The sequence below is a fragment of the Acinetobacter genomosp. 15BJ genome (assembly GCF_000400715.1).
GTDB lineage: Bacteria > Pseudomonadota > Gammaproteobacteria > Pseudomonadales > Moraxellaceae > Acinetobacter.
In genome coordinates this window covers 1,010,053-1,034,036 of the sequence record NZ_KE007347.1, presented here as the reverse complement: position 1 = coordinate 1,034,036, position 23,984 = coordinate 1,010,053, and the positions used below count along the sequence as shown (strand labels likewise).

Sequence of the window (23,984 nt, the reverse complement as noted above, 5' to 3'; positions counted from 1 at the left end):
TAAGTTTTAAATAAACTAGGAAAGTTTAAATGTCACAATTAAAACCACAAGAAGTTGTACGTTTAGGCGATATACAAATGGCAAATCATTTGCCATTTGTATTATTTGGCGGAATGAACGTACTGGAATCAAGAGATTTAGCATTTGAAATTGCTGAAACTTATGTTGATATTTGCAAACGCCTAGACATTCCTTATGTATTCAAGGCAAGCTTTGATAAAGCAAACCGTTCAAGCCTAAACTCTTATCGTGGACCAGGTTTGGAAAAAGGGATTGAATGGCTTGCGGACATTAAAAAGCATTTTAATGTGCCCATTATCACAGACGTTCACGAGCCTTACCAAGCAGCGCCTGTTGCTGAAGTTGCTGATATTATCCAACTTCCAGCCTTCTTAAGTCGTCAGACTGATCTTGTTGAAGCAATGGCGAAAACTCAAGCCATTATCAATATCAAAAAAGCACAGTTCTTAGCACCACACGAAATGCGTCATATCTTGCATAAGTGTTTGGAAGCTGGAAATGACAAACTCATTCTCTGTGAACGTGGTTCAGCATTTGGCTATAACAACTTGGTTGTTGATATGCTTGGCTTCGATACCATGAAAGAAATGAATGTACCCGTATTCTTTGATGTTACCCATGCATTGCAAACCCCTGGTGGACGTGCTGATTCTGCTGGTGGTCGTCGTGCCCAAATCACGACATTAGCGCGTGCAGGCATGGCAACAGGATTGGCTGGTTTATTCTTGGAAGCACATCCAGAGCCAGAAATCGCAAAATGTGATGGACCATGTGCATTGCGTTTATCTCAGCTTGAGCCATTCTTGGCGCAATTAAAAGAATTGGATACTTTGGTTAAAGGATTCAAAAAGTTAGACACCCATTGATGCAATCATTTGCATCTTGTTTTTCATTCAACAGAGGAATTGTTCATGAGCCAAATCGTTGACATCCGCGCACGTGAAATTTTGGACTCTCGTGGTAACCCAACCATCGAAGCAGACGTTATTTTAGAATCTGGGGTTGTTGGTCGTGCATGTGCACCATCTGGTGCTTCAACTGGTTCTCGTGAAGCTTTAGAACTTCGTGATGGCGACAAAGCACGTTATTTGGGCAAAGGTGTTAAAACTGCGGTTAATAACGTAAATACGATTATCCGTGACGCTTTAGTGGGCAAATCAGTATTTGAACAAAAAGACATCGATAATACGATGATCGCGCTTGATGGTACTGAAAACAAAGAAAAATTAGGTGCTAACGCAACTTTAGCTGTTTCATTGGCTGCTGCGCGCGCTGCTGCAGATGAAAAGAAAATTCCTCTTTTCCAATATATTGCTGATCTACGTGGTCAAACGACTTTGAGCATGCCTGTACCAATGATGAACATCATCAACGGTGGTTCGCATGCAGACAATAATGTTGATATTCAAGAATTCATGATTGAACCTGTAGGCTTCACTTCTTTTGCTGAAGCATTACGTGCAGGTGCTGAAATCTTCCATTCACTAAAATCAGTTTTAAACAAAAAAGGTTTAAACACTGCTGTAGGTGATGAAGGTGGTTTTGCGCCAAACTTGCGCTCAAACGAAGAAGCAATCACAGTTATTCTTGAAGCAATTGGTCAAACTGGTTACAAAGCTGGTTCTGATATTATGCTGGCACTTGACTGTGCATCTTCTGAGTTCTACAAAAATGGTCAATATGTCCTTGCTGGTGAAGGTAATAAAGCATTCACAAGCAATCAGTTCTCTGACTATTTAGCTGGTCTTGTAAATCAATACCCAATCATTTCGATTGAAGATGGTTTAGATGAATCTGACTGGGAAGGTTGGAGCTACTTAACATCAATCCTTGGTGACAAAATCCAATTGGTTGGCGACGATTTATTCGTAACTAATCCTAAGATTTTACAACGCGGTATTAATGAGAAAGTAGGTAACTCTATTCTGATCAAATATAACCAGATTGGTACATTGACTGAAACTCTAGATGCAATCTACCTTGCAAAAGCAAACGGTTATAGCACTGTAATCTCACACCGTTCAGGTGAAACTGAAGATTCAACAATTGCTGACTTGGCAGTGGGTACAGCAGCTGGTCAAATCAAGACCGGTTCACTATGCCGTTCTGACCGTGTAGCGAAATATAACCAATTGCTTCGTATTGAAGAATTAACGAACGCAGCTTACCGCGGTAAAGCTGAATTCAAAGGTCTAAACTAAGGTCAATTTATCTATGTTGAATACTTCTGATCATCTTTCTTTACAAAAGACAGAAACTCTGCAAATTCATAATCCTATAGAATTTGCAGATGATCTTCCTTGTAAGAAGGATGTAGGGAATTTTTCATGATAGAGATGTTTCGATCGACCTCGAGTAAGTTGATTCTAGTGCTTGTCATCGCTTTGGTGGCAAGTTTACAGTATCAATTTTGGCTAGGTGAGGGTGGTTATTTTCCTCACCAAGCTTTAACTCAACAAATTACGCAACAAGCAGAAATTAATACTGAGCTCAAAGAGCGAAATCGTATTTTAGCTGCTGAAGTTTTTGATTTAAAAAGTGGCAGTGAAGCCATTGAAGAACATGCACGTTTAGATTTAGGTTTGGTCAAGCCGAATGAAACCTTCGTACAAATGAGTACCATCAGTACCCATTACAAACCAATTTATATTGATCCAAACGCAAAAGAAGACACTGCAACCAATGAAAACCCAGATTAAGCTGTGGGCGGTTGTACCAGCAGCAGGTTCTGGCAGTCGTTTTTCAAAAACTGAATTAAAACAATACCAGTATATTCAGGATCAGACTGTACTTGAACATACGGTTAATCGCCTAAACACCTTAGATTTGGCTGGTTGCGTGCTTGCCATTGGTGCACAAGATAATTTTGCGGAAACCCTCGCTTTTCAAAATAATGACAAACTGCATTTTTGTTTGGGTGGTGCAGAACGTGTACATTCTGTTTTAAACGCCTTGATCTATTTATCTGACATTGCCCATGAAGATGATTGGGTTCTCGTACACGATGCTGCACGACCATGTGTAACTAAAGATTGTTTAACTCAGTTAGTTCAGGCGGCAGAGCAGCAGAATCAAAGTGCGATTTTGGCTATTCCAGTTCGTGATACGCTAAAACAAGTAGCTCATCAGAATCAGATCGAGAAAACCGTGAGCCGTGAATTATTGTGGCAAGCACAAACGCCACAAATGGCGAAACTGGGCATTCTTAAAAGTGCGATTGAAAAAGCGTTAGCCAATCACATTGTGATCACTGATGAAGCAAGCGCTTTGGAATATGTGAAAGAACCTGTACAAGTGGTGCAGGGACGTTCAGATAATATCAAGATTACCTATGCAGATGATTTAGAACTTGCCCGCTTAATTCTTCAATCTCAGAACCTCGCTTAATTCGCCTCAAAGTAGGCCTTATTTTTTTATTTAATTCAAAATAGCCTAAGTAGATTTAAGTGATTTTTCCATTTTTTTACATCAATCTAAATGACAAAATTTCTACGATTTGTTAAATTTGAATAACATACTTTATAACGGATCAACAAATGAAAAAATTATTCTTGGCGGGCCTTTTTACTTTTTCTTTAGTTGGCTGCACAACAACACCTCAACAACCACAGGATACGGCGCAAGAAACAATCCGCTATTCATCTAGTCCATGTTTTGGTGCATGCCCAATCTATTCTGTTGAGATTACACCTGAAGGCGCTGTTCATTTCGATGGTAAACAATACACCAAAGTAACAGGTACCCAGGATTTAACCGTTGATCCTTCTGTTTATAAGAAATTACAGCAAGAACTAAAAACCTATCGTCCAGCTACGGGTGCAAATGTAAAGACAACTGGTTGTGAAGAAACAGCAACCGACCAGCCAAGTGCTTATTTCTCATGGAAAAAGCCTGATGGTACTGTAACAAAACTTAGCCATTACACAGGATGTATTTCTCCAGCAAATGCTGAGTTGAATAAAGTAATTGATAAATTACCAAAACTGATCGGTATTGAAGATCTCGTTCGTTAAACTCGCTGCTGCAAAAATAGATAAAACTAGCATTCTAGTATAGGTATAAGCGCAATCAGGCGGAGGGGTCTTTAATGACAGCTTTTACAATCATGAAAATGAGTACGCAAGAGGAAAGTCTTCTTCCTAAGCTTGCTGTAGAAGCATTCCGTAATGCGTTTAAAGAGGCAAGTGAATCCTCTACTGTGGTCTATGCCAAAGGTCATCAACTGTTAAAACAGCATCCAACTGGTGAGACTGAAGTGATCAAGGATATATCAGGCGCTTATACTGTTATTGAAGCATCTCGTGCTCTATTGAAACGTAAGAAAAAGCAGGCTGTTGTATAAGTTAATGCGACAGTCTACGCCTAGAATTCGCATGTTTGCTGGTCCAAACGGTTCTGGTAAAAGTACGATTAAAGAATATTTATTGCCCCGACATATTGGGCATATTTAAATGCAGATGAACTCGAAAAAAACTTAAATCAAACTCATCGCTTGGACTTAAAGATTTATCATGAGTCTCTAGACGCGCTAAAGTTGATTGCATTTTTAAAAACCAAAAAGAAAAAATTAAATCAAAAAACCTGTAATTTATTAAGTCAAGAACCTGAATTGCTAGATAAGCACCATCTTGTTTTTGCTATTCAAGATATTGATTCATATCTTGCTGCCAGAATTATCGACTTTATCCGTTTAGAATTTCTAAGCTTAAAAATTAGTTTTACCTTTGAAACTGTCATGTCGCATATCAGCAAAGTTGAGTTTCTGAGAATGGCTCAGGAGCAAGGGTTTAAAACATATCTGTACTATGTTTCAACGGTTGACCCTGAAATCAATATTGTGCGGGTACAGTATCGGGTAAGTACCGGTGGGCATGCTGTACCAGAACCCAAAATTCGTGATCGTTATTACCGCAGCATGAACTTACTAATGCAAGCCATCGAGGTGAGTGATCGAGCTTTTATATTTGATAATTCTTCGGATGGTGAAAAAGCAGCTTTTTTGGCAGAAATTGAACAGGCTGAACGACTAAGAATTAATCCGATCGTGACAGTATTTCCTGTTTGGTTTGCAGAAAGGGTGCTTGCTGAGTTCGAATAGTTGGTCTGTTCAAGAAATACGATGCTTGTTCACATCCTGTCTTTATGTTCAAAATTCAAATTAGCTTACTTAATTTTAGAAAATATTTACCAATGTATGCCATTTTTCGTAAAAATAAGCGATTAAGCGCTAATATTGAATAGATTTGTTTAATTATTATTTATAGTAATATATTATAAAAACATATATTGATTGGTGAGAGGATGATGACAAGTATTATTCTAGCTTTAATTGGTGGCGCGTTAATTGGATTAGCGGCTGTTGGTTATTTATACGTCAATGGGCGTGTCGCGGGTGTGAGTGGTTTGATTGCTCAATTATTACAGCCCAAAACATTTTTACGTAGTTCGGCTTTTTGGTTTTTATTAGGCCTGATTATTACACCATTTATTTATCAAATTTTTGTTAAGCCTGAAATTATCATGCAGTCGTCTCCGCTCGCTTTGATCATTGCTGGACTGTTGGTGGGGTTTGGTACACGGTTAGGTTCAGGTTGCACCAGTGGGCATGGGATCTGCGGGATTAGCCGTTTATCTCCACGTTCAATGGTTGCCACAATCACATTTATGTTCGCTGGTTTTGTTACGGTGTATGTGGTGCGTCATATTCTGGGAGTAGCATAATGAAGAATTTGTTTGCATTGATCTTTGGCAGCCTATTTGCATTGGGCCTCTTGGTTTCAGGAATGTCGAATCCTGAAAAAGTACTGAGTTTTCTAGATATTTTTGGCGCCTGGGATATTAGTTTGATGTTTGTGATGATTGGTGCAATTGCAGTTGCATTTATTCCATTTCAGAAAGCCTTACGCAATCCCAAAACATTATCAGGTGAGACGATTACTTTACCAAAGAATAATCAAATTGATAAGAAGTTGATCACAGGTGCGATATTATTTGGTATGGGTTGGGGAATTGCAGGCATTTGCCCAGCACCCGCAATTACCCTGATCGGACTGGGTTATTTTGAAGTTTGGTATTTTATTGCAGCAATGCTGCTCGGTATGTTGATCCATCGTCTTTGGGCCAAACAGTAGGAGGAATGCAGTGCAACATCCAACAGTCAAAGCCTTTTTTGATGAGCAAAGTAATACCTTTAGTTATGTTGTACATGATGCTGAAACAAAGCATTGTGCAATTATCGATAGTGTTTTGGATTATGATGCTGCCTCGGCATCAACATCCACACAGCATGCAGATGAGATGATTGCTTATATTGAATCTCAAGCACTTATAGTTGAATGGATATTGGAAACACATGTTCATGCAGATCACTTAACGGCGTCTCAATATCTGAAATCTAAGCTGGGTGGCAAGATTGCCATGAGTGAGAAAATTGCCATTGTTCAGGAAACATTTAGTGCAATTTATCACATCGATATGAAGTATTTTAATACGCATCAGGTGTTTGATTATTTGTTTAAAGACCATGAACACTTCAGTATCGGAAACTTAGCGGCATATAACATACCAACACCGGGACATACACCCGCGTGTTTAAGTTATGTGATAGGTGATGCTGTTTTTATTGGTGATACCTTATTTATGCCAGATTATGGAACGGCGCGTTGTGATTTTCCGAAAGGCAGTGCGAATATCTTATTTGATTCCGTGCAAAAGCTGTATCAATTGCCAGAACATACACGCGTCTTTTTATGTCACGACTATAAACCACAAGGTCGTGATACATATATTTATGAAACAGATATTCGAGCGCAAAAACAAAGCAATATTCACTTAAATGCAAAAACGCTTAAGCATGACTTTGTACAAATGCGCCAAGCACGTGATGCGACTCTATCGATGCCTAAGCTTATTCTGCCTGCGATTCAAATCAATATGGATGCAGGTCGATTGCCAGAACCTGAGTCTAATGGAATCCGCTACCTAAAGTTACCTCTGAATTACTTTAATCGATCATAAAACACTTGATTGCTCAAAAGGATTTGAGCAATTTCTTTTTTACGCACATTAAGTATGAAAAATGAAGCTTAGGTTTTGTTTGAACACTTAATTGTTATGTTATAACATAACAATTGAAAATAAGGAGTTCAATGTGCGTTACAAAGCCCTAGCAATAGCCATTCTATTTATCAATCATCAAGCATCTGCAAATGAGCAGGATAGTCCTGTCATATTGCCAAACATCAGTTTAAAAGCAGAAACAGATCTTTCAATCGGGAACAATATCGTTGTAAAAAATCGCAATACACAAAATCAAACATTAGGAGATGCACTTAAGCAAGTGCCAGGTGTACAGAGTAGCTCTTTTGGTCCCAATGCAGGAGCACCAGTTATCCGCAGTTTAAGTGGTAATCGAGTACAAATTCTTGAGGATGGACTCTCAGCTTATGGAATGAATGCAATCAGTGGCAATATTGCCATTCCTTTTGATCCTTTATTTAATCAATCTATTCAGGTGAATAAGTCATCGGATAGTGTGCGATACGGTGGAAATGCAATTGGTGGTAGTGTAAATGTAGAGAATGGCCTGATTAGCAAAGAAATTCCCAAGCAAGATCATAATTTAGAGCTGGCTGTGCGAAAAGGTTGGAATAATGCAGATGCACATGGTTTTAAATTGAATTTAAATAATCAAAGCAACTTTTCAACTAACTTCTTATTTTCAAAACAGGACATTTCGTCTTATAAAATTCCAGGCTACAGTAAAGCTGAACTTTGTAATAGCGCAGTTTTCCCAGCAACAGGTGGTGTGAATTCAGCGTTGGCAGATGCTTGTCAAAAAGATACGCGCATACAGCAGATCTATAACACCGCATCGCAAAAGTATATTGACCAATTTATGACTGAAAATCCAGATTGGGCAGATGGGAAGTTTTCATTCTATACCGATAAACCCTCATCTGTTTGGAGTGGTAAGACATATATCAACCCAGTAAATCCTGAATATATTGCTGATACACCCAAGTTTAAGGAAAATAGAATTAATAACGATGTGACACCAAATTACAATCGAAAGCTAGGCAATAGCTATTTGGAGAATCAGCATTATGCGATCGGGAGTACCTACTTTCTGGAAAATGGCTATATTGGCTTGAGTGCAGACTCTCAGAAAAATGCATACGGTGTACCAGGCTTTTCTTTAGAAAATAAGTCGTTTCAATCTTCTTATGATGACGGTCTACCTGTAGGAATAAAGACGGATCAACGAAAATATACATTGGATAGTCAATATAATTTTGATACACCATTTTTGAAGGGAATCGATTTCAAAGCGAATCAAGTGATCAATCGTTCAGGTGAATATCTCGGGACACAGTTAGCAAATGATTACCGCTTTGATACCAAACAAGCCGAAATTGTATTGAGACATCAGCCTTTTACTTATTTGAATGGTTTACTTGGGCTGAGTCAGAGTAATCGAACTATCGAAGGACAAGGCAAGTTACGCTATCTTCCTAATGTAAAAACCAAAACACAAGCGATCTTTATCCAAGAAAAAATTGACTTGAATCGTATATCTTTCGATGCAGGCTATCGCCAAGAACGTATTGATCACATGATCAAAGACAGTGATTTTAAAGTATCTCGCAACTCGCCGAATACTAAGTTACAAGATACCAATTTCGATTTAGAAAGCTACAGTTTGGGTTCATATTTCAAAATGAATGATTATGTAGGCATGAAGCTTAGATATTCAGTATCGGAGCGTGCTCCAGAGCTGAATGAGCTTTATGCCAGTGGCAACCATTATTCTATTATGATTAATGAGCAAGGAAATCAAAAGTTAGAGCCTGAAAAATCTAAAAATACAGAGCTGACAGCTTTATTCAATTATCAAGATTTTAATCTTGAGGCTACTGTATATAAGATGAAATTTGAAAACTATCTCTATCTTACTCATTCTGGCATGCAAACGGCGAACCGCTTACCTCTCAAATACTGGACTCAAACAGATACAGAAATCACAGGCTTTGAAGTTGATCTTAAGCAGAAAATCAATACGCAGCAATTTGGCATTTTTACGCTTGGCGCATTTGCTGATTTTGTAAAAAATAAAAATTTAAACCCAAATCAATATAGCTTATTTAATGATGGCAACTATTTACCAAACATGCCAACAAGCCGTTACGGTGCAAGCGTAGAGTGGAGTAAAGGGGATTGGGCTGCACGCCTCTCAAGTATTTATTATGATAAACCTAAATATCTAGGGAAGAATGTTTCGGAGGAAGAGCCTTTACCAGCCTTCAATATGGTCGATATGCAGATCAGTAAGCATCTAAAATTAAAGAATTCTGATATTGACGTGTTCCTGAACGGCTCAAATCTGCTGAATGAAGAAGCGAGACCACATAACTCCCCACTGAAATACATTGCACCATTACCTGGACGAGGTTTTCAAGTTGGAATTAATATGAAGATATAGTTGTTTGAATCTTCTAATTTAAGTTTACCCACTGGAAGGAATAATTAGTAAAGACTTCCAGTGGTTGTTCTTGAGAACGCTTAATTTAGATTTTTTAATGAATTTTTGACGATTAGATCATGCACCAAGGAGACAGGAAGCATATAAATTTTTCCGAAAAAATTATAAGTGATCACACTGGTTGTGACCGTTAATTCATTCTTAAACTCATCATGTTCCTGAAGCTGTAATGCGACTAATACACTGAGATGTTTATCTGTAGACTGTAAATATAATTCCTTGTCCGTAATTTTCACCACATCAAAAAAATCCAACTTTTCGTTGATCGCAACATTTTCTGGTTTAACCGAACTAAAGCCTTTGATCGGTTGAACACCTCCCAACTTTAAACTTAAAAAATCTCTGATCTTAAAGGCGATACGTAGCCAAAAGGGCGGATGACCTGTCATTAAGTTATAAACTTGCATCACTGTCAGATTCTTGTCGATGTATTGATGTGCTTCATGTAGGTAGTTAAGCGATGCTAATGGAGCAACCAAAGGATGAAGGTCATTCTGATGTTCCATTGTGCCTATTCCTAGATTTATAGATATATGAAATTTATATTAATTTATAGGTGAATTATTGAATATTTGTCAATCACATTATCTGACGATTATTTTAAATTTGATTTACTATTTTCATATAAAATGGCTTTTCTAATTGATATTCATTTTGCTAAGATAAGTTATATTTCACATAATTTGTAGAAAATTTAACGACAACAGGACTGATTTTATAACATAGAGAAATAAGTCCTTACTTTGATAAAGATTGGCCTTTCTCGGGAAGTACATGTTCCTATTCTTCATTTTTAACGATTTATATTAAAAAGGAAAAATCATGCATCAACACAACTTCAATTTATCAGATCACTTTAAATTGGGCATTTTTGCCTCTAATTGTTCTGGAGGTTTAACACCTTCAACTCTAGATGATGGCTGGGATGCCAGCTGGAGCCACAACTTGGAATTGGCACAAATGGCCGATGATGCTGGAATCGATTTCATGTTATCCGCGGCACGTTTTATTGGTCATGGTGGCAAAAAGGATTTTCATGGAACGGTGTTAGAGACCGTGACATGGACATCGGCATTATTGGCAAAAACTAAAAATATTCAGATTTTTGCGACATTGCATACGGTACTGAACCATCCAATTGTGGTCGCAAAACAAATCGCAACGATGGCCCAAGTCAGTGATAATCGTGTTGGCTTAAACATTGTCGCAGGGTGGAATAAGCCTGAATACGATGCTATGGGTTTACAATTACCTGATGATCATGAGACACGATATGGTTATGCACAAGAATGGTATGAATTAATTAAGAAGACTTGGCAAAGCAATGAGCCATTCAATTGGGAAGGTAAATTTTTTCAAACCCAAGGCACCTATGGCAAACCAACTCCTCGAGTCTTTCCACCCATTTTTAATGCTGCTGGTTCTAAGGAAGGGCGCGAGTTTGCAGTTAGAAACTCAGATTTTTTATTTACCCCCGCTGCTGATTTAGCACGCTCAGTGACAGAAATTAAAGAACTTAAAGATGAGGCTGAGACTTTAGGTCGCAAAATTAAAGTCCTGACCTTTGCCCATGTGATTTGTCGTTCAACTGAAGAAGAAGCGAAAGCTGAGTGGGATCGACAATTAAATAACGCAGATCATGGTGCTATACAGCAATTAATGGATACCCTATTTTCGTTTTGTAAATCTTTCCCAGCTGATCTACGGGAAGAATTGCGCCAACGTATTGCCGTAGGTCATGGCGGTTTTCCATTGGTCGGTACTCCCGAACAAGTTGCTGAAGGGCTAATACTGTTACATGAAACAGGTTTTTCAGGCAGTACCTTGTCTTTCCTCAATTATACGCAAGAATTTCCGTATTTCAGGGATCACGTTTTACCAATTTTAAAAGACAGAGGGCTACTAAAATCGCAATTATGATTGAAATAATTCTCTGATTGCTCGTTGATCTTGTGACAATCCTTAGTCATTTAAAGATTGTCACAATGTATTATGAGTCCTTTATTTATATGAAAAAATGATGAGTTTTGAGTAGGAATCTTTACTTTTTGTGCTATAAAATTAGCTCAATAATTAAACTTGAGAATAACAAATGTCTGAACAAAAATATCATTGGTACTTAATTGGTTATACGTTTAATGATAAGAGTAATAACGGCAATACAAGGAATTTCAGCATTCAACTACCGCTAGAAACATTCTTGCCACCAGTTTCTAAATCTAAATTAAATGAATTAAGCATCATTGGAGCCGAGTGGATCCAAAAGAATGATCCCACGACTGAACCAGAGAATTTATTTGCGATCTCGATTTGCTATTTAGGTGAAATGACATAATCACAGTTTAATGCTTAGGTTAGATGTAAAAGAAGGCCCTAAAGGGCTTTCTTTATATAATTAAAACTAATTTTTAAGTTCTTGAAAGGATAAAAGATGAGTGACTATATCAGTATTAATAAGAATGCTTGGAATTTAAAAACAAATCCGCATATCAAGAGCGAGTTTTATGACAATGTTTCCTTTTTAAAAGGAAGAAACACTCTGAACCCAATAGAATTGGGTATTTTAGGGGATATTTCAGGAAAATCTATACTACACTTACAATGTCATTTCGGACAAGATTCTATGTCTTTGGCTCAACTTGGAGCTAATGTTACAGCTATAGATTTTTCAGAAGAGGCCATAAAAAAAGCAAAAGAGTTTAACGATGAACTGGGATTAAATGTAGAGTTTATTTGCTCCAATATTTATGAACTATCCAATATTTTAGACAAAAAATATGATTACGTATTTACGAGTTATGGGGTTATAGGATGGTTAGAAAATTTAGATTTATGGGCTAAGGTGATATCCAATTTTTTAAAAATTGGGGGTAAATTTTTGATTATTGAATTTCATCCAGTCATATGGATGTTTGATGATGAAATTAAAAATATAACATACAGCTACTTCAAAAATGACCCTATAAGTGAAACATCTACTGGCTCTTATGCTGATCAATCAGCAGAAATAAACTATCAAGCAATCACTTGGAATCATAGCCTGAGTGAAATATTTACAAGTTTAATCAATCACGGAATAAATATTCTCGAATTCAAAGAATATGATTACTCATCATATAACTGTTTTAGTAATATGATGAAAGAGAATGGGAAATACAGGGTTGAGCATTTTGGCAAAAATTTACCATTAATGTTTTCGATATTGGGTGAAAAGAACCAATAAATTTAAATTTATTAAATATTAATGACTTATTTTTGAAATTATTTAATTGGCTTACAGGTGTTTTTAAAAATCTAATGGTTGTTTTTATGCGCCACTTGATATCGCTAAAAATGTTGCCAATGCTCAATGAATTCGAAAGCATTTAATACTGGGAGGAAAACATTCATTAGTAGGTGGAGGTTTATGAAGCCCTTTATTTTGATAGAGCATTTAAAAAATACTGAGTTAGAAAATTTACATGCGCTACTTTAAAAGCGCGTCTTAAAAAATTAATTGTTCTCGCGAAAGCGGTTTTTTTTATTATCTGAAGAAAGTAAATTGTAGAGCCGGTAAGCAACTGTGTAGAGCTTGCAGCAGCAATTAAAGTGTATGGAATGGCTGTCCCATTTGGGGGATCATGTCTAAATTCAAATTGCTCTCTGGCTAAAGACTCTTCCTTAATGAAGCTTTTCTTTAAGATCAACGTATAATCAATTTAACTTTCATTATGAATTGTTTAAAGCTTTAAGATGGAATTGATATGAAAAATTATGCACGAATCCATTGTTTTGATGATCTAGATGGCTTAGAGCTACTTATCGCAGACTTTTTTGACCATGAGTTTGAACGACATTGGCATGATACTTGGTCAATTGGCGTTGTGTTACGAGGGGCAAATAACAATAGTGCACAGCGAAAAATGGAAGGGATTGTTCAATGTGGTGAAGTCAGTATCATTGCTCCAGGGGAAGTCCATGCCGGAACAGTCGTTGGTGAACAAGGATGCCGATATTTTATGTTTTATCCAAAGGTAGAGAGTGTATTTAATACGGCTGAAAGTATGGAAATGCATTTGCCTCCGAATATTGTGACTGGCCTAAAACAAACTGTATTTGCAAAAAAGCTGTGTGAGGCGGCCAAAGTTTTAACAAACATAGACACTGATAAATTTGAAAGAGACGTTGTTTGGACTAACTGCATGGCTGAATTTCTTCACGTATTTTCTTCTGTTGGAGTACAAAACATTACAAGTCAAAAGAATTCAGCATCATCACATTTAATACGGGCAAAAGAATATCTTCATGATTATCAGCTCGAAGGAATTAGCTTAGATCGATTAGCGCAAGCAGCAGACATGTCAAAATTCCATTTATGTCGTCAGTTTACAGCAAAGTTTGGTTTGTCCCCAAGCCGTTATCAGCGGCAACTTAAACTACAGCAAGTGAAAAGAATGCTTTCGGCAGGTCGTGATATCGCAGAAATTGCAGTTAGCTGTGGCTTTTCTGATCAGTCTCATTTAGGAAGAGCATTTAAATCTACTTATGGGACGACGCCTCGTAATTATCGCAACTTCAGTCGCTGAGCAATATCATTCTATCTTGTTTGTTTAGAGATATTGAAAATATATCCAATTAACGTTTCAAATGATGTTTATGGATATTTCAACACTTTGGCTGTTTGCTATTTCTGCTACGATCTTAACGCTTATTCCTGGTCCAGATATGTTGCGTGCATTATCGAATGCAATGAGTCAGGGAGCTAAGGCGGGATTGATCACTGTATTGGGTGCAGTGACTGGAGTGATGTTCCATATCCTATTTGCAATTGCTGGTGTAACGGCATTAATTTATTCTTCTCCTGTACTGTATAAAAGTTTTGTCATTTTAGGTGCGCTATACATTTTGTGGGTTGGTTTTAGTATATTTATAAATAATAACCCACTCAGTATTGATAATACCAAGTCTAAGAAAAGCTATAAAAAACTTTATATAGAAGGATTACTCACCAACCTCTTAAATCCCAAAGCGATTATATTTACACTGGCTTTTATTCCTCAGTTTATTCAAATAGAGCCTGGTCATGTCACGTTGCAAATGTTAGTACTTGGTGTTGAGCTAATCATTATCATGTTGTTAATACAAATTCCTCTGGTATTTTTAGCTAGAAAAATTGCTATTAATGTCAAAGTAGACTCTAAAATCGGTATTTATATCAACAGGTTTTTTGGAGCCATTATTGTGTTTTTAGGTTTAATGGTCTTGGTTAAGTGATCTGTTGTTGGTCGTGGCAGAGATGGTGGTATTGCGCACGCTGCTTATGAGAGTGGGACGGTGAAGTTATTGCACAACATGGCGATGATGAGAATGATCATTTTTACAAACCCGAATTTGTAGGTATCAAATTCTTGTATAAATCTGGATTACTAAAAGTGGTGTTAACTGAAATTTTATAAAATAATTTTGAGTAGTTTATCTAGCTGTATTTCACACATTATTATCAAATTAATTTATTGGAAAATATATAAAAATGCCAACTTAAGTTGGCATTTTTATACTGCTAAGAAGAGAGTATTATTTCAGTTTTAAACACTGAATATCACCCATAGGATTTGCCGAATCTTTCAGAATATTTTCAATTTCGGGCTGAAGAGCTAGGGCCTTATCTGAAAGGTCTTATACATCTGGTGATATTTTACTTCCAGGCTTAAGTTTTAAAGCTGAGTATTTTCCAATAAATTTATTACTTACACACAGAGCATCTAAGGCATTTAGTGTCATAACACTCTTTTTCCCTTCTGAAAGTGCTTTAAGGTCTTCTGATAAATTTATGCCCAAAGTATCATATGTAGTTTTAATTGCATGGACTTGATAACTAGCAAAATTCAATAATTGATCATTAGTTTTTGATACTTGATCCGCTTCCTCGTAAGCAGCACTAAAAACAAACTTTGTATAATATAGTTGATTAAGAATAAGTAATATTTTAAATTTGTTCACTGTTAAATTTCCCATTTCTGATAATAAGCGAACGATCGATAACTTAAGTTTTTTGAAAAATAATAAAAAAAAAGAATGCCAATTTAGTGATTGGCATTCTTTTACATCATTATATTGCGGCTACTTTAATTGATGTGATTAGAGTGCTATGTACATACTTCAACAAAATTTTTAGCGGTTTGCTCTTTACTATCTCTTAATTTGATGACCTTTTGCCTTTCTTCATAGAGTCGATGTACGTCACTTAGAGTTTCAACTTTAAGATCTTTTTTATACTTTTCACCAATCTTGCCTACATAGTTTTCCATATAGACTGTCATCCAACATATTGTATTGAGATCTGCATAATCGAAACCATTGCGGTCTAAACCTTCCACCCAATCAGGATACTCTTCACTTAAAAGACTACGAGCTGTTTCCAGCTTTACGTATGTATTATTAAAAAGCGTTTCTTTTAATGCAGGATCATTAGAGAAGTTCTTATTAGCTTCGATAAAAACTCTGTAGTTATCAGTTGCATAGTTTTTCAGATCTACTTTTACAAATTGATCAATATCATCTTTATCAGATGATGCTTTACAAGATGTTAAGAATAAACAAGAAATAGCTAGTACGGGGATTAAGGTCATTTTCATAGTGAAAAACGGTTTTTAGGTGGAGTGTAGTTGTAGTTTTGAATATATTGAGAAACTGTTGCTCTATCATATGAACGTCCAAAGACATTTTGATACATATATTCATTAATTCCAAAAGGGCCATTGTTGGTAAATACTGCCAGAGCATTTGAGGCAAGAACAGGCTTACTTGCATTTGATAATGCTAAATCTATTATTTCACCAAAATTTTTCTTAGCAATTGCCATTCGAGCTGAAAAAGAATCTTTTGCTAATTCTAAGATCATTTCAGCCCCTTTATTTCTGGAATGCTTTTGTGCATACAAGGTGAACTTTAAATACATCATTGTGTGAAAAGAATAGCGTTCTAATACTGAATCGCTAAACTGGCGCAAATCATACTCAAGCCCAAAGCGAATAGCTAAATCATGCTCAAAGGGATATTTCTGTTTTACCCAGTCCCATTGAGCTTGGTTCATCATAAAAGTGTAAGGCACCGTTGTATGATAGTTAAGTATTTTAACGATACTATTACAAAGTAAAGGATCTAATAATTCATCTGCATGGCAGACTTTGACTTCATTATCTAAGGATGGGATTAGAGTCGGTGAAAATATTCTATCTTGTGTCATATTTAAGATCCTTATAAGGGGGGTAACGGTTTTGAGGCATCAATTGTTTGAAATTCAACTTCATCAGGCGAGTTAGCATTGATGACGTGAGTTTTACCTTCTGCGTCGGTCCACCCAGTTTCTACTTTCCCATTCTTCTTATAGATGATTGAGTATGGAATTTCACTAAACGTTTTCTGCGTCTGTTCATCCTTTAATTGGAATTGTATTCCATATTCTTTGTCGGGGTTCTCTTTAACAAAACTATCCTGTGCTGTGGCAATGGCAGGGGCAACACTTGCAACACTTCCCATACCCCCACCATTATCCTGAACAACTAAATTTTGCTTTGGTAATAGTTTGCAGCCACATGAAAGAGAGTCATTGACTCGTGCTGCAGCTTTTCCAAAGATCTGCATGTGTGGATCGCCAGAGATAATCGTAGCAACTGTTTTATGCTTGGGGCATGTTGCCTTATCACCAACGCAAGCGATAGGAATGCCTTCAACCTGGAACATGCTGTTGCCAGATATAACTTGACCGCCTCCAGTAGTGGGGCAGCCAACGACAATATATGGTGTGGCCATAGATTTTACCCTCTGTTTAATTTTTGTGAGGGGATGATAGCAGGGCATGTACAGAACATACTGTTTAGTTTTATTTAATGGTAAGGTTAAAAATTCAATAGAAAGATAAAAGTTGAAAAAAGTCCTCTTAAGAGGACTGTAAGGAAATTTTTAATTCAAATTTTTCACAGACATTAGTTCATCCAATTTTGGTAATAATTTATCCTCTATTAAGGAACACTTGTGGTCAATTTTATTTCCGAACCAAATAAATATATTGAAGATTATTTGTACTACTACTGTGATGATGTATTAAATGATTATATAGATACATAACCTTGGCACTTAGCACAGATGGATCGTTATCATTTATTAAATAATAATTCTTGGTCTTTGATGGAGATGGCGGAAGTTGAAACCGCGTTCGCAAAGCCGCTTGTTTAAGCGGCTTTTTTTATGTTTTGAAAGCAGATTTTCACTCAATCTATTGCTGTTAGATCTACAAACTCGAAACTCAAAGAAAAAATGATATTACGAAAATTTTGTGAAGGTGGCATTTCCACCAACAAAAGACCCAAGCAAAAAAACCGTAAAACTCTATAAAATAAATAAAATTATTCGCTCAATTTGAAATTTGGCTCTTTATATAAATGCCTGATATAGAAATAGAAACACATCCACTACAACCATTTTTATCTTCCAGTGCCAAGCTATTGATGCTGGGCAGTTTTCCACCTCCACAAAGTCGCTGGAAGATGGATTTTTACTATCCAAACGATATGATATACAATGAATATAATATATTGATTTATATTAATTATACCTATAAATATACGCAGTTTTTAACGTGGAAATGTAACTTATAGAAACAATAACTTATAAATCCCATTTGTGAAAACTATTCCTGTCATTTAAGCAAATGGACGATGGTGTCGGTGCCTAGACGATCGGCTATGGCACCACGGTTTATCCTAATGGAATAAGAGTGAAAAGAGGCGATAGCTGTACCAAAGCGCAAGCAATGTCCTTTTTTCAACATGATTTGAGGCGCTTTGAATCTGCTGTAAAAGTAGTTATTAATCAAAATCAGTTTGATGCTCTGGGGAGCCTTACATATAACATTGGTGAAACAGCTCTTAAAGATTCGGCCTTGATTAAAAGGCTAAATGCCGGCAATTATTCTGGCGCGGCTGAACAGTTTAAAGTCTGGAATATTGGTGGAGGAAAGGTAATGAAGGGATTAGTGTGCCGCCGTGCAGCTGAGTGAGCTCTCTTTCTAAGGAAGTAACTTAATCATGATTTTATTAAAAATATAATTTGATGTATGCATCATCACCAAAAGTTAAGGTCCTCAAATTAGCACCTTAACTAGCTGTGCTGAGGTTGTATATTATTTAAAAAAATTAACGACCACCACCTCCACAGCTAAAGCCACATCCACCACCGATAAATGCTGTGTCATTTTTCGCTGTATCTGCAGCCATAGCGCCTGAAGAAACCGTAACTAATATTGCTAAAGACAATAATACTTTTTTCATAATGATATCTCATTTTAAATCAATTTAATTTATAAGTATGATTTATAACGTTATAAATCATATAATTTAATTTATATATAATATATGAATTACAATATTGTTGAAGTTTATAACCTTTGTTTGTATTTGTATACATACAGGTCTGTATATTTATATTTAATTGACATGTAATATATTTATGAGTAAAGGGTATAAGCTCATCACAGGTTAATTAATAAATTAATTCACTGTGAGCAATTCAACCCATCTAAACGGTTTCTTACTTAATTTATCCCTACTCATAGACCAATTGCGGTTAGGCACAAAGCAGGGACCTATTCCAATCTTCTTCTTTACAAATTTCTGATGAATACACTCTAAACCTTCGGAATCTCCTCATCCCTAGGCTTTCTCACATTCTTAACAAAGCACTCTTCAATCGCACTATACTTTTTAAAATTCTCACGAGCTGGGTTTAGTGAAGGTACGTTTGCACCGCTACCGTAATCATGATCTTCTGCTTGCCTACCGCCGCACTGCAGAACGTAATCTGCTTAATGAATTACTGCAAGCGCTTAGTGTTCTCATCAATTCTTAGCGCCTGCATCTAGTGTCATTTACCATGTAGGGCTGATAACAAGATCAACAAAAATATTCATGTTGAAATATGTGTAAAAGCCTTTGATAGAGGCTTTATTATTGAATACATGTAAGCCATTAAATAATGATAAAACATTTGATTAACTTAATAATTAAATTTCTAGAGGTATACTTGACCGCGCTTAATTTTTTAAATTTTTAATATATGGATGCAATATGAAATCGTTATCGAAATCTGTCATAGCTGTTGTTTTGTTTGGCTCTTCGGTGTCAGCGACTATGGCTGCTACTCTGGAAGGGCAAATCAAAACCCTATCCGAAAAGGGATGGCAGATTGGTGTATCTATCTTGGATATGGATGATAAATTGATTTCGATCAATGGCGATAAACGCTTTCCTTTAGACAGCACCGTAAAAGCTCTTGCTTGTGCGAATGTATTGGCGAAGGTTGATGCTAAAAAGCTTACTTTAGATCATTCAAAAACGATTCAGCAAAAAGACCTTGTTACTTATTCGCCAGTTGTTAAAGATTACGTAAATAAAAAACTGACGATCAAACAAGCTTGTGAAATTACAACTGCATATAGTGATAATACGGCAGCAAACTTTGCGATAGAGGCAGGTGGAGGCCCTGTAGGCCTAACCTCATTCATGCGTTCAATTGGCGATGAAGTTACAAGATCAGATAGATATGAACCAGATCTTGTCATTAATCCCGAAGATGACATCCGAGATACAACTACTCCCAATGCAATGAATGCCAGTATGAAAAAGTTATTGATGGGCAATGTCTTATCTAAAAGTTCAAAAGAGCAATTAAAAGAATGGATGATTGGAAATAAAGTTGCAGATAATATGTTAAGAGCTGCTTTACCTAAAGGATGGAAAATCGCTGATCGTACGGGGGCCAGTGATTATGGAATTAGAGGCTTAACATCAATGGTATGGTCAGAAACTCATGCACCTGTATTTATCAGTATTTATGTGAGAAAAAGCGAGACTTCTCTAGACGAACGCTCAGAAGTGATTAAACTTTTAAGTGATCATATTGTAAAAGAGCACTTGATTAAATAAAGAAGAATGTTCGGTTGATCAGTTAGATAGCCTTTATTAGAGGGCTATCTATTACGATAGTTAAAGCATTGAGGACTTGAAATAGCTTTGAATCGCAAATTGTATTTTTATTGAAATTAAATGAGTGTTAGTAATGAGTAGTAATGTTTCTTTAAAGTATGAAGCTGCAGAAGAATTGAGCGAAAATGATTTAGACAAAATAAACCAGATGATTGTATTTACTTGGGATTATCATTCATGGGTTCCTAAAAAGAATGTGAAACCTATGGCGGAATTTTTTCTAGGTGAGGTTATTATAAATTCCTCTCGTATCTTTGTGGTACGTAATGAAGATGAGATTGTTGGAGTCATTGCTGCATCAATAATTGATAATATTCGACAAAAAGCTACTGCCAAGATAAGAAAATATACAGCATTAAAGGCATTAATTTCAGATAAAAGAGATGAAGTATTTGCGTGTTATTTAGATACTTTGATATTAAATGAAACATTGCTTCTTAGAAGTGGTAAAAATTTTAATGCTTCATTGAATTTGTTTATCATAGATGAACAATATCAAGGTATGGGAATAGGCAATAAATTGTATTCTATGTTTACCGATTATCTTATTGAAATGAAGGTTAAAGAATTTTTTCTTTATACGGATGATAGTTCAAACTTTCAATTTTATGAAAGAAAAGGATTGAACCGGATAGAAGAAGAGAAATTTTTATGGCGCGATAGTAATCAAGGTAGTGAAATATATTATCTATACGAAGGTAAAGTAAAATGATTTGAAAATGAGTTTTTTGTATGTGTGATCTGGTTGTAAAGTTAATACAATCAACAATACATATGTTTTTAATGTATAAAAGCAAACTGAAAAAAAGCCCTCCTCAAAGGGCTTTTTTAATCTCTTACAAAAATATCGAATGGCTACCTTAAATAGTTAATAGAGACTTTTTTCACCACTTGGGCGAGTTTTAAATCTACGGTGGAACCACATATATTGTGTAGGAAACATTTTTATCTGATTCTCAACCACCAAATTGACTCGTATTGCATCTTCTACTTCATCAACACTTGGAAAGTTTTTCAAAGCTGGTTCTAGTAAAATATGGTATTGAGGGTTGCGAATATCACCATTACGATAAAAATATAAGGGAATTGCTGCAGCTTTGGTTATGTTAATTAACCGTCTATGCGCAGTGACTGTCGCTGCCTGTATCCCAAAGAATGGTGCCATTACTCCTTGTTTAAGCCCAAAGTCCTGATCTGGGCTATACCAGATAGCATGTCCATGCTTTAGATTTGATATCAATCCTTTCATATCATCTTTAGAAATCTGATTCTGATAAATTGTAGATCTGCATCGACTAATGATCATATCTAAGAGTGGATTATTTTGAGGGCGATAGACAACATCTAGTTCGAAAAAAGATCCACATGCAAAACCACCAGCGTCGAGCAAAGTGGTATGCGTGCCTATGAGTAAAATTCCTTTTCCTTCAGCACTTTTAAGGTGCTCTAGACCTTGGATATGCATTCTATTCTGGAACCAACGGGGGTTATACCAAGCATTTAATGCTTCAAATAGTCCTAACATCATATTAAAAAAGACTTGTTTCGCATCTGCTTGTATTTGCTGCTCACTTTTATCAGGAAAGCATAGTTCTAGATTTCTAATCGTCGTTTTGCGTCTAGATTTGAGGACTTTCCAAGCTAGTTTTGAAAGTCTCTCTGCAAGCCGCCATTGAATGGCCCAAGGAAGAATTGCAAATATCATTAAAAGAGTTAAAGCTAACCATATTCCCCAATATTTTGGTAATAAAAATGACCAATGAAACTTTCCTGCCTTAAAATTCCGATTAAACGACATAGCGGCTGTTTCTTAAGAAAAACTGATCAGCCTAGCATGAATAAATTAATTTTATTGATTTATTCATTCTTAATTTACTGTAAGACGATTATCCCAACGAAATGGATTTTTGCTTAATTAGTCCCGATTCATAGATCATTTCCTATTTGGCACAAAACAAAGACCTATCCCTATCTTCTTTCACCAAAACTTCTAGTAAATAGCTTTCATCAGCCCAATTCAGAACTATACGAAATAATGATATTGCGAATATTTTATGAAGGTGAAATTTTCACCAACAAAAGACCCAAGCAAAACACTAGAAGATTCTATAAAATAAACGAAACTTTTCGCTCAATTTAAAAATTTGGTTCTCTGTATAAATGACTGATATAGAAATAGAAACACATCCGTTGCAACCGTTTCTACCAGCGACCGCGAAGCTACTGATGTTAGGCAGTTTTCCGCCGCCACAAACTCGATGGAAGATGGATTTTTACTATCCAAACTATCAAAATGATATGTGGCGAATATTTGGTCTGATCTTTTTTAATGATAAAGATCACTTTTTAGATTTGCCCAATAAAAACTTTAAAGAGCAAATTATCCGTGAGTTCTTAACTCAAATTGGTGTAGGAATCTTTGACACGGCCTATCAATTGAAACGCTTACAAGGTAATGCGTCTGATAAATTTTTAGAAATTATCACGCCTACAGATTTATCCAAATTACTTGAACAAATTCCACGGTGTCATACCATCATGACTACGGGTGATAAGGCAACAGATACGCTGATGCAGCATTTTCCAGAGCAAGCAATTAAGCCTATGATTGGGCAATCGGTAAAGGTGAATTATGCTGATCGAGAGTTGAATCTATACCGACTGCCGTCATCATCGAGAGCATATCCACTAGCGCTGGAAAAGAAAGCTGAAGCCTACAAACAATTTTTTGAACAGATTGGCTTGGTATAAATACAAATGAGAGGGAAATAAATGCAGGATGTCGCAAGCCCAATTGATTTAAGAAATTTCGCTGATGCTTTGGAATGGCAAGAAACAGCGAATATGAAAAGGCCGTGGCGCAAGGATTTCTTTGAATATTATGCCAATCTCATTAGACAGCATGTTTCTGGGCAATGTCATGTATTGGAACTTGGTTCTGGACCAGGTTTTTTAGCTCGACATTTGCTCTCGCAACTTACTAACATTGAGTATACCGCTTTTGATTTTTCAGAAGCGATGCATCAACTGGCACAAGAAAAGCTCAATCCCGCTGAAAGAGCACGGGCAGCCTATATTGTTGGAAGCTTTAAAGCTGCTGATTGGCAGAATACATTCTCTCAGAAGTATGATTTTATTATTATCCATCAAGCATTACATGAGCTTCGACATAAATGTTATGCAACCGATTTCCATAAAATCGTAAAAAAATTATTAAAACCTCAAGGCCATTATTTAGTGTGTGATCATTTGTGCGCAGCACATGCGATGCAAAATGCTCAGCTTTATATGACCAAACAAGAGCATTTGGATGCACTCAAACAGGCATCTTTTAAACAGATAAAGATGCCGTTAGAGATAGATGGGCTATGTTTGTTTGAAATGAATCTGAATTAAGTAAT

General features: G+C 36.3%; 26 protein-coding genes and 5 pseudogenes. 22 read left to right on the top strand and 9 right to left on the bottom strand.

From position 1 onward, the window contains the following. Window positions 1–29 precede the first annotated feature (29 nt). The 11 genes and pseudogenes from kdsA to F896_RS09335 all read left to right on the top strand — a co-directional run bounded on the left by kdsA (window position 30) and on the right by F896_RS09335 (window position 9,502). A complete protein-coding gene (gene kdsA / locus F896_RS09285; RefSeq protein WP_005204020.1) occupies window positions 30–887 on the top strand; it encodes a 3-deoxy-8-phosphooctulonate synthase in 858 nt (285 codons plus the stop codon). 45 nt (window positions 888–932) lie between these two features. Then, window positions 933–2,222 carry a phosphopyruvate hydratase gene (gene eno / locus F896_RS09290; RefSeq protein WP_016163818.1) on the top strand — a complete coding sequence of 430 codons (1,290 nt, stop codon included), beginning with the start codon at window positions 933–935 and terminating at the stop codon, window positions 2,220–2,222. 126 nt (window positions 2,223–2,348) lie between these two features. Continuing rightward, window positions 2,349–2,720 carry a cell division protein FtsB gene (gene ftsB / locus F896_RS09295; protein ID WP_004806821.1) on the top strand — a complete coding sequence of 124 codons (372 nt, stop codon included), beginning with the start codon at window positions 2,349–2,351 and terminating at the stop codon, window positions 2,718–2,720. Continuing rightward, complete coding sequence (gene ispD / locus F896_RS09300; RefSeq protein WP_016163817.1) at window positions 2,704–3,408, top strand: 2-C-methyl-D-erythritol 4-phosphate cytidylyltransferase; 705 nt, start codon at window positions 2,704–2,706, stop codon at window positions 3,406–3,408. The genes ftsB and ispD overlap by 17 nt, the downstream gene beginning before the upstream one ends. 149 nt (window positions 3,409–3,557) lie before the next feature. Next, on the top strand, window positions 3,558–4,034 hold the full coding sequence (locus tag F896_RS09305) for a DUF6438 domain-containing protein (protein WP_016163816.1): 477 nt from the start codon (window positions 3,558–3,560) through the stop codon (window positions 4,032–4,034). 74 nt (window positions 4,035–4,108) lie between these two features. Next, entirely contained in the window at window positions 4,109–4,363 is a 255-nt protein-coding gene (locus F896_RS09310) for a hypothetical protein (protein ID WP_016163815.1), read from the top strand. A 4-nt stretch (window positions 4,364–4,367) separates the two neighbouring features. Next, window positions 4,368–5,119, top strand: a pseudogene (locus F896_RS09315) (zeta toxin). Between the two features lie 206 nt (window positions 5,120–5,325). Further along, window positions 5,326–5,742, top strand: coding sequence for a YeeE/YedE family protein (locus tag F896_RS09320; RefSeq protein ID WP_016163813.1), 417 nt, complete (start codon window positions 5,326–5,328; stop codon window positions 5,740–5,742). Then, the gene (locus F896_RS09325) at window positions 5,742–6,152 is read left to right on the top strand and encodes a DUF6691 family protein (protein WP_016163812.1); all 411 of its coding nucleotides are present in this window, start codon (window positions 5,742–5,744) and stop codon (window positions 6,150–6,152) included. Before F896_RS09320 ends, F896_RS09325 begins: the two co-directional genes overlap by 1 nt. Before the next feature lie 10 nt (window positions 6,153–6,162). Further along, window positions 6,163–7,038, top strand: coding sequence for an MBL fold metallo-hydrolase (locus F896_RS09330; RefSeq protein ID WP_016163811.1), 876 nt, complete (start codon window positions 6,163–6,165; stop codon window positions 7,036–7,038). Between the two features lie 133 nt (window positions 7,039–7,171). After that, the gene (locus tag F896_RS09335) at window positions 7,172–9,502 is read left to right on the top strand and encodes a TonB-dependent receptor (protein WP_016163810.1); all 2,331 of its coding nucleotides are present in this window, start codon (window positions 7,172–7,174) and stop codon (window positions 9,500–9,502) included. Between the two features lie 80 nt (window positions 9,503–9,582). Here F896_RS09335 and F896_RS09340 read toward each other — a convergent pair whose 3' ends face one another. Then, window positions 9,583–10,068, bottom strand: coding sequence for a DUF2867 domain-containing protein (locus F896_RS09340; protein WP_016163809.1), 486 nt, complete (start codon window positions 10,066–10,068; stop codon window positions 9,583–9,585). 316 nt (window positions 10,069–10,384) lie between these two features. Here F896_RS09340 and F896_RS09345 point away from each other — a divergent pair, with 316 nt between their 5' ends. From F896_RS09345 to F896_RS09365, 5 genes are all read left to right on the top strand, one after another. Continuing rightward, window positions 10,385–11,482, top strand: coding sequence for an LLM class flavin-dependent oxidoreductase (locus F896_RS09345; protein WP_016163808.1), 1,098 nt, complete (start codon window positions 10,385–10,387; stop codon window positions 11,480–11,482). Between the two features lie 172 nt (window positions 11,483–11,654). Continuing rightward, window positions 11,655–11,897 (top strand): hypothetical protein, encoded by a 243-nt coding sequence (locus F896_RS09350; RefSeq protein ID WP_016163807.1) that lies wholly within the window; start codon window positions 11,655–11,657, stop codon window positions 11,895–11,897. Between the two features lie 96 nt (window positions 11,898–11,993). After that, complete coding sequence (locus F896_RS09355; RefSeq protein ID WP_016163806.1) at window positions 11,994–12,785, top strand: class I SAM-dependent methyltransferase; 792 nt, start codon at window positions 11,994–11,996, stop codon at window positions 12,783–12,785. 520 nt (window positions 12,786–13,305) lie between these two features. Next, window positions 13,306–14,127, top strand: a complete 822-nt coding sequence (locus F896_RS09360) for an AraC family transcriptional regulator (protein WP_016163805.1) — start codon at window positions 13,306–13,308, stop codon at window positions 14,125–14,127. 70 nt (window positions 14,128–14,197) lie between these two features. Beyond that, entirely contained in the window at window positions 14,198–14,815 is a 618-nt protein-coding gene (locus tag F896_RS09365; RefSeq protein WP_228130610.1) for a LysE family translocator, read from the top strand. 402 nt (window positions 14,816–15,217) lie between these two features. Here the strand turns inward: F896_RS09365 and F896_RS0119850 are convergent, their stop codons facing one another. The 4 genes from F896_RS0119850 to F896_RS09380 form a co-directional block, all read right to left on the bottom strand. Next, window positions 15,218–15,541 carry a hypothetical protein gene (locus F896_RS0119850; RefSeq protein ID WP_212750006.1) on the bottom strand — a complete coding sequence of 108 codons (324 nt, stop codon included), beginning with the start codon at window positions 15,539–15,541 and terminating at the stop codon, window positions 15,218–15,220. Window positions 15,542–15,687: 146 nt separating this feature from the next. Continuing rightward, the gene (locus tag F896_RS09370) at window positions 15,688–16,176 is read right to left on the bottom strand and encodes a hypothetical protein (RefSeq protein ID WP_016163802.1); all 489 of its coding nucleotides are present in this window, start codon (window positions 16,174–16,176) and stop codon (window positions 15,688–15,690) included. After that, a complete protein-coding gene (locus F896_RS09375) occupies window positions 16,173–16,787 on the bottom strand; it encodes a hypothetical protein (protein ID WP_016163801.1) in 615 nt (204 codons plus the stop codon). The genes F896_RS09370 and F896_RS09375 overlap by 4 nt, the downstream gene beginning before the upstream one ends. A gap of 11 nt (window positions 16,788–16,798) precedes the next feature. Continuing rightward, the gene (locus tag F896_RS09380) at window positions 16,799–17,353 is read right to left on the bottom strand and encodes a PAAR domain-containing protein (RefSeq protein ID WP_016163800.1); all 555 of its coding nucleotides are present in this window, start codon (window positions 17,351–17,353) and stop codon (window positions 16,799–16,801) included. A 629-nt stretch (window positions 17,354–17,982) separates the two neighbouring features. Here F896_RS09380 and F896_RS20425 point away from each other — a divergent pair. Both F896_RS20425 and F896_RS0119845 read left to right on the top strand, forming a co-directional pair. Further along, window positions 17,983–18,108 (top strand): annotated as a pseudogene (locus tag F896_RS20425) (G:T/U mismatch-specific uracil/thymine DNA-glycosylase); the annotation flags it as partial. Between the two features lie 146 nt (window positions 18,109–18,254). Then, window positions 18,255–18,599: pseudogene (locus tag F896_RS0119845) on the top strand (lysozyme); the annotation flags it as partial. Window positions 18,600–18,735: 136 nt separating this feature from the next. Here F896_RS0119845 and F896_RS21335 read toward each other — a convergent pair. The 3 genes and pseudogenes from F896_RS21335 to F896_RS20420 form a co-directional block, all read right to left on the bottom strand. Further along, window positions 18,736–18,870, bottom strand: a complete 135-nt coding sequence (locus tag F896_RS21335) for a hypothetical protein (protein ID WP_016163797.1) — start codon at window positions 18,868–18,870, stop codon at window positions 18,736–18,738. A gap of 219 nt (window positions 18,871–19,089) precedes the next feature. Beyond that, window positions 19,090–19,236, bottom strand: a pseudogene (locus F896_RS21240) (DNA polymerase V subunit UmuC); the annotation flags it as partial. After that, window positions 19,227–19,373: pseudogene (locus F896_RS20420) on the bottom strand (CPCC family cysteine-rich protein); the annotation flags it as partial. The pseudogenes F896_RS21240 and F896_RS20420, both read right to left, overlap by 10 nt. A gap of 292 nt (window positions 19,374–19,665) precedes the next feature. Between F896_RS20420 and bla the strand changes: the two are divergent. Together bla and F896_RS09390 are read left to right on the top strand one after the other, a co-directional pair. Further along, entirely contained in the window at window positions 19,666–20,523 is an 858-nt protein-coding gene (gene bla / locus F896_RS09385; RefSeq protein WP_016163796.1) for a class A beta-lactamase, read from the top strand. Between the two features lie 133 nt (window positions 20,524–20,656). Beyond that, window positions 20,657–21,295 carry a GNAT family N-acetyltransferase gene (locus F896_RS09390; protein WP_016163795.1) on the top strand — a complete coding sequence of 213 codons (639 nt, stop codon included), beginning with the start codon at window positions 20,657–20,659 and terminating at the stop codon, window positions 21,293–21,295. Window positions 21,296–21,451: 156 nt separating this feature from the next. On the opposite strand, the gene F896_RS09395 is transcribed toward F896_RS09390, so the two are convergent. Beyond that, complete coding sequence (locus tag F896_RS09395; RefSeq protein ID WP_016163794.1) at window positions 21,452–22,381, bottom strand: LpxL/LpxP family acyltransferase; 930 nt, start codon at window positions 22,379–22,381, stop codon at window positions 21,452–21,454. 362 nt (window positions 22,382–22,743) lie between these two features. Between F896_RS09395 and F896_RS09400 the strand changes: the two genes are divergently transcribed. Further along, on the top strand, window positions 22,744–23,334 hold the full coding sequence (locus F896_RS09400; protein ID WP_016163793.1) for a uracil-DNA glycosylase family protein: 591 nt from the start codon (window positions 22,744–22,746) through the stop codon (window positions 23,332–23,334). Window positions 23,335–23,355: 21 nt separating this feature from the next. Continuing rightward, complete coding sequence (locus F896_RS09405; protein ID WP_016163792.1) at window positions 23,356–23,979, top strand: class I SAM-dependent methyltransferase; 624 nt, start codon at window positions 23,356–23,358, stop codon at window positions 23,977–23,979. Window positions 23,980–23,984 lie beyond the last annotated feature (5 nt).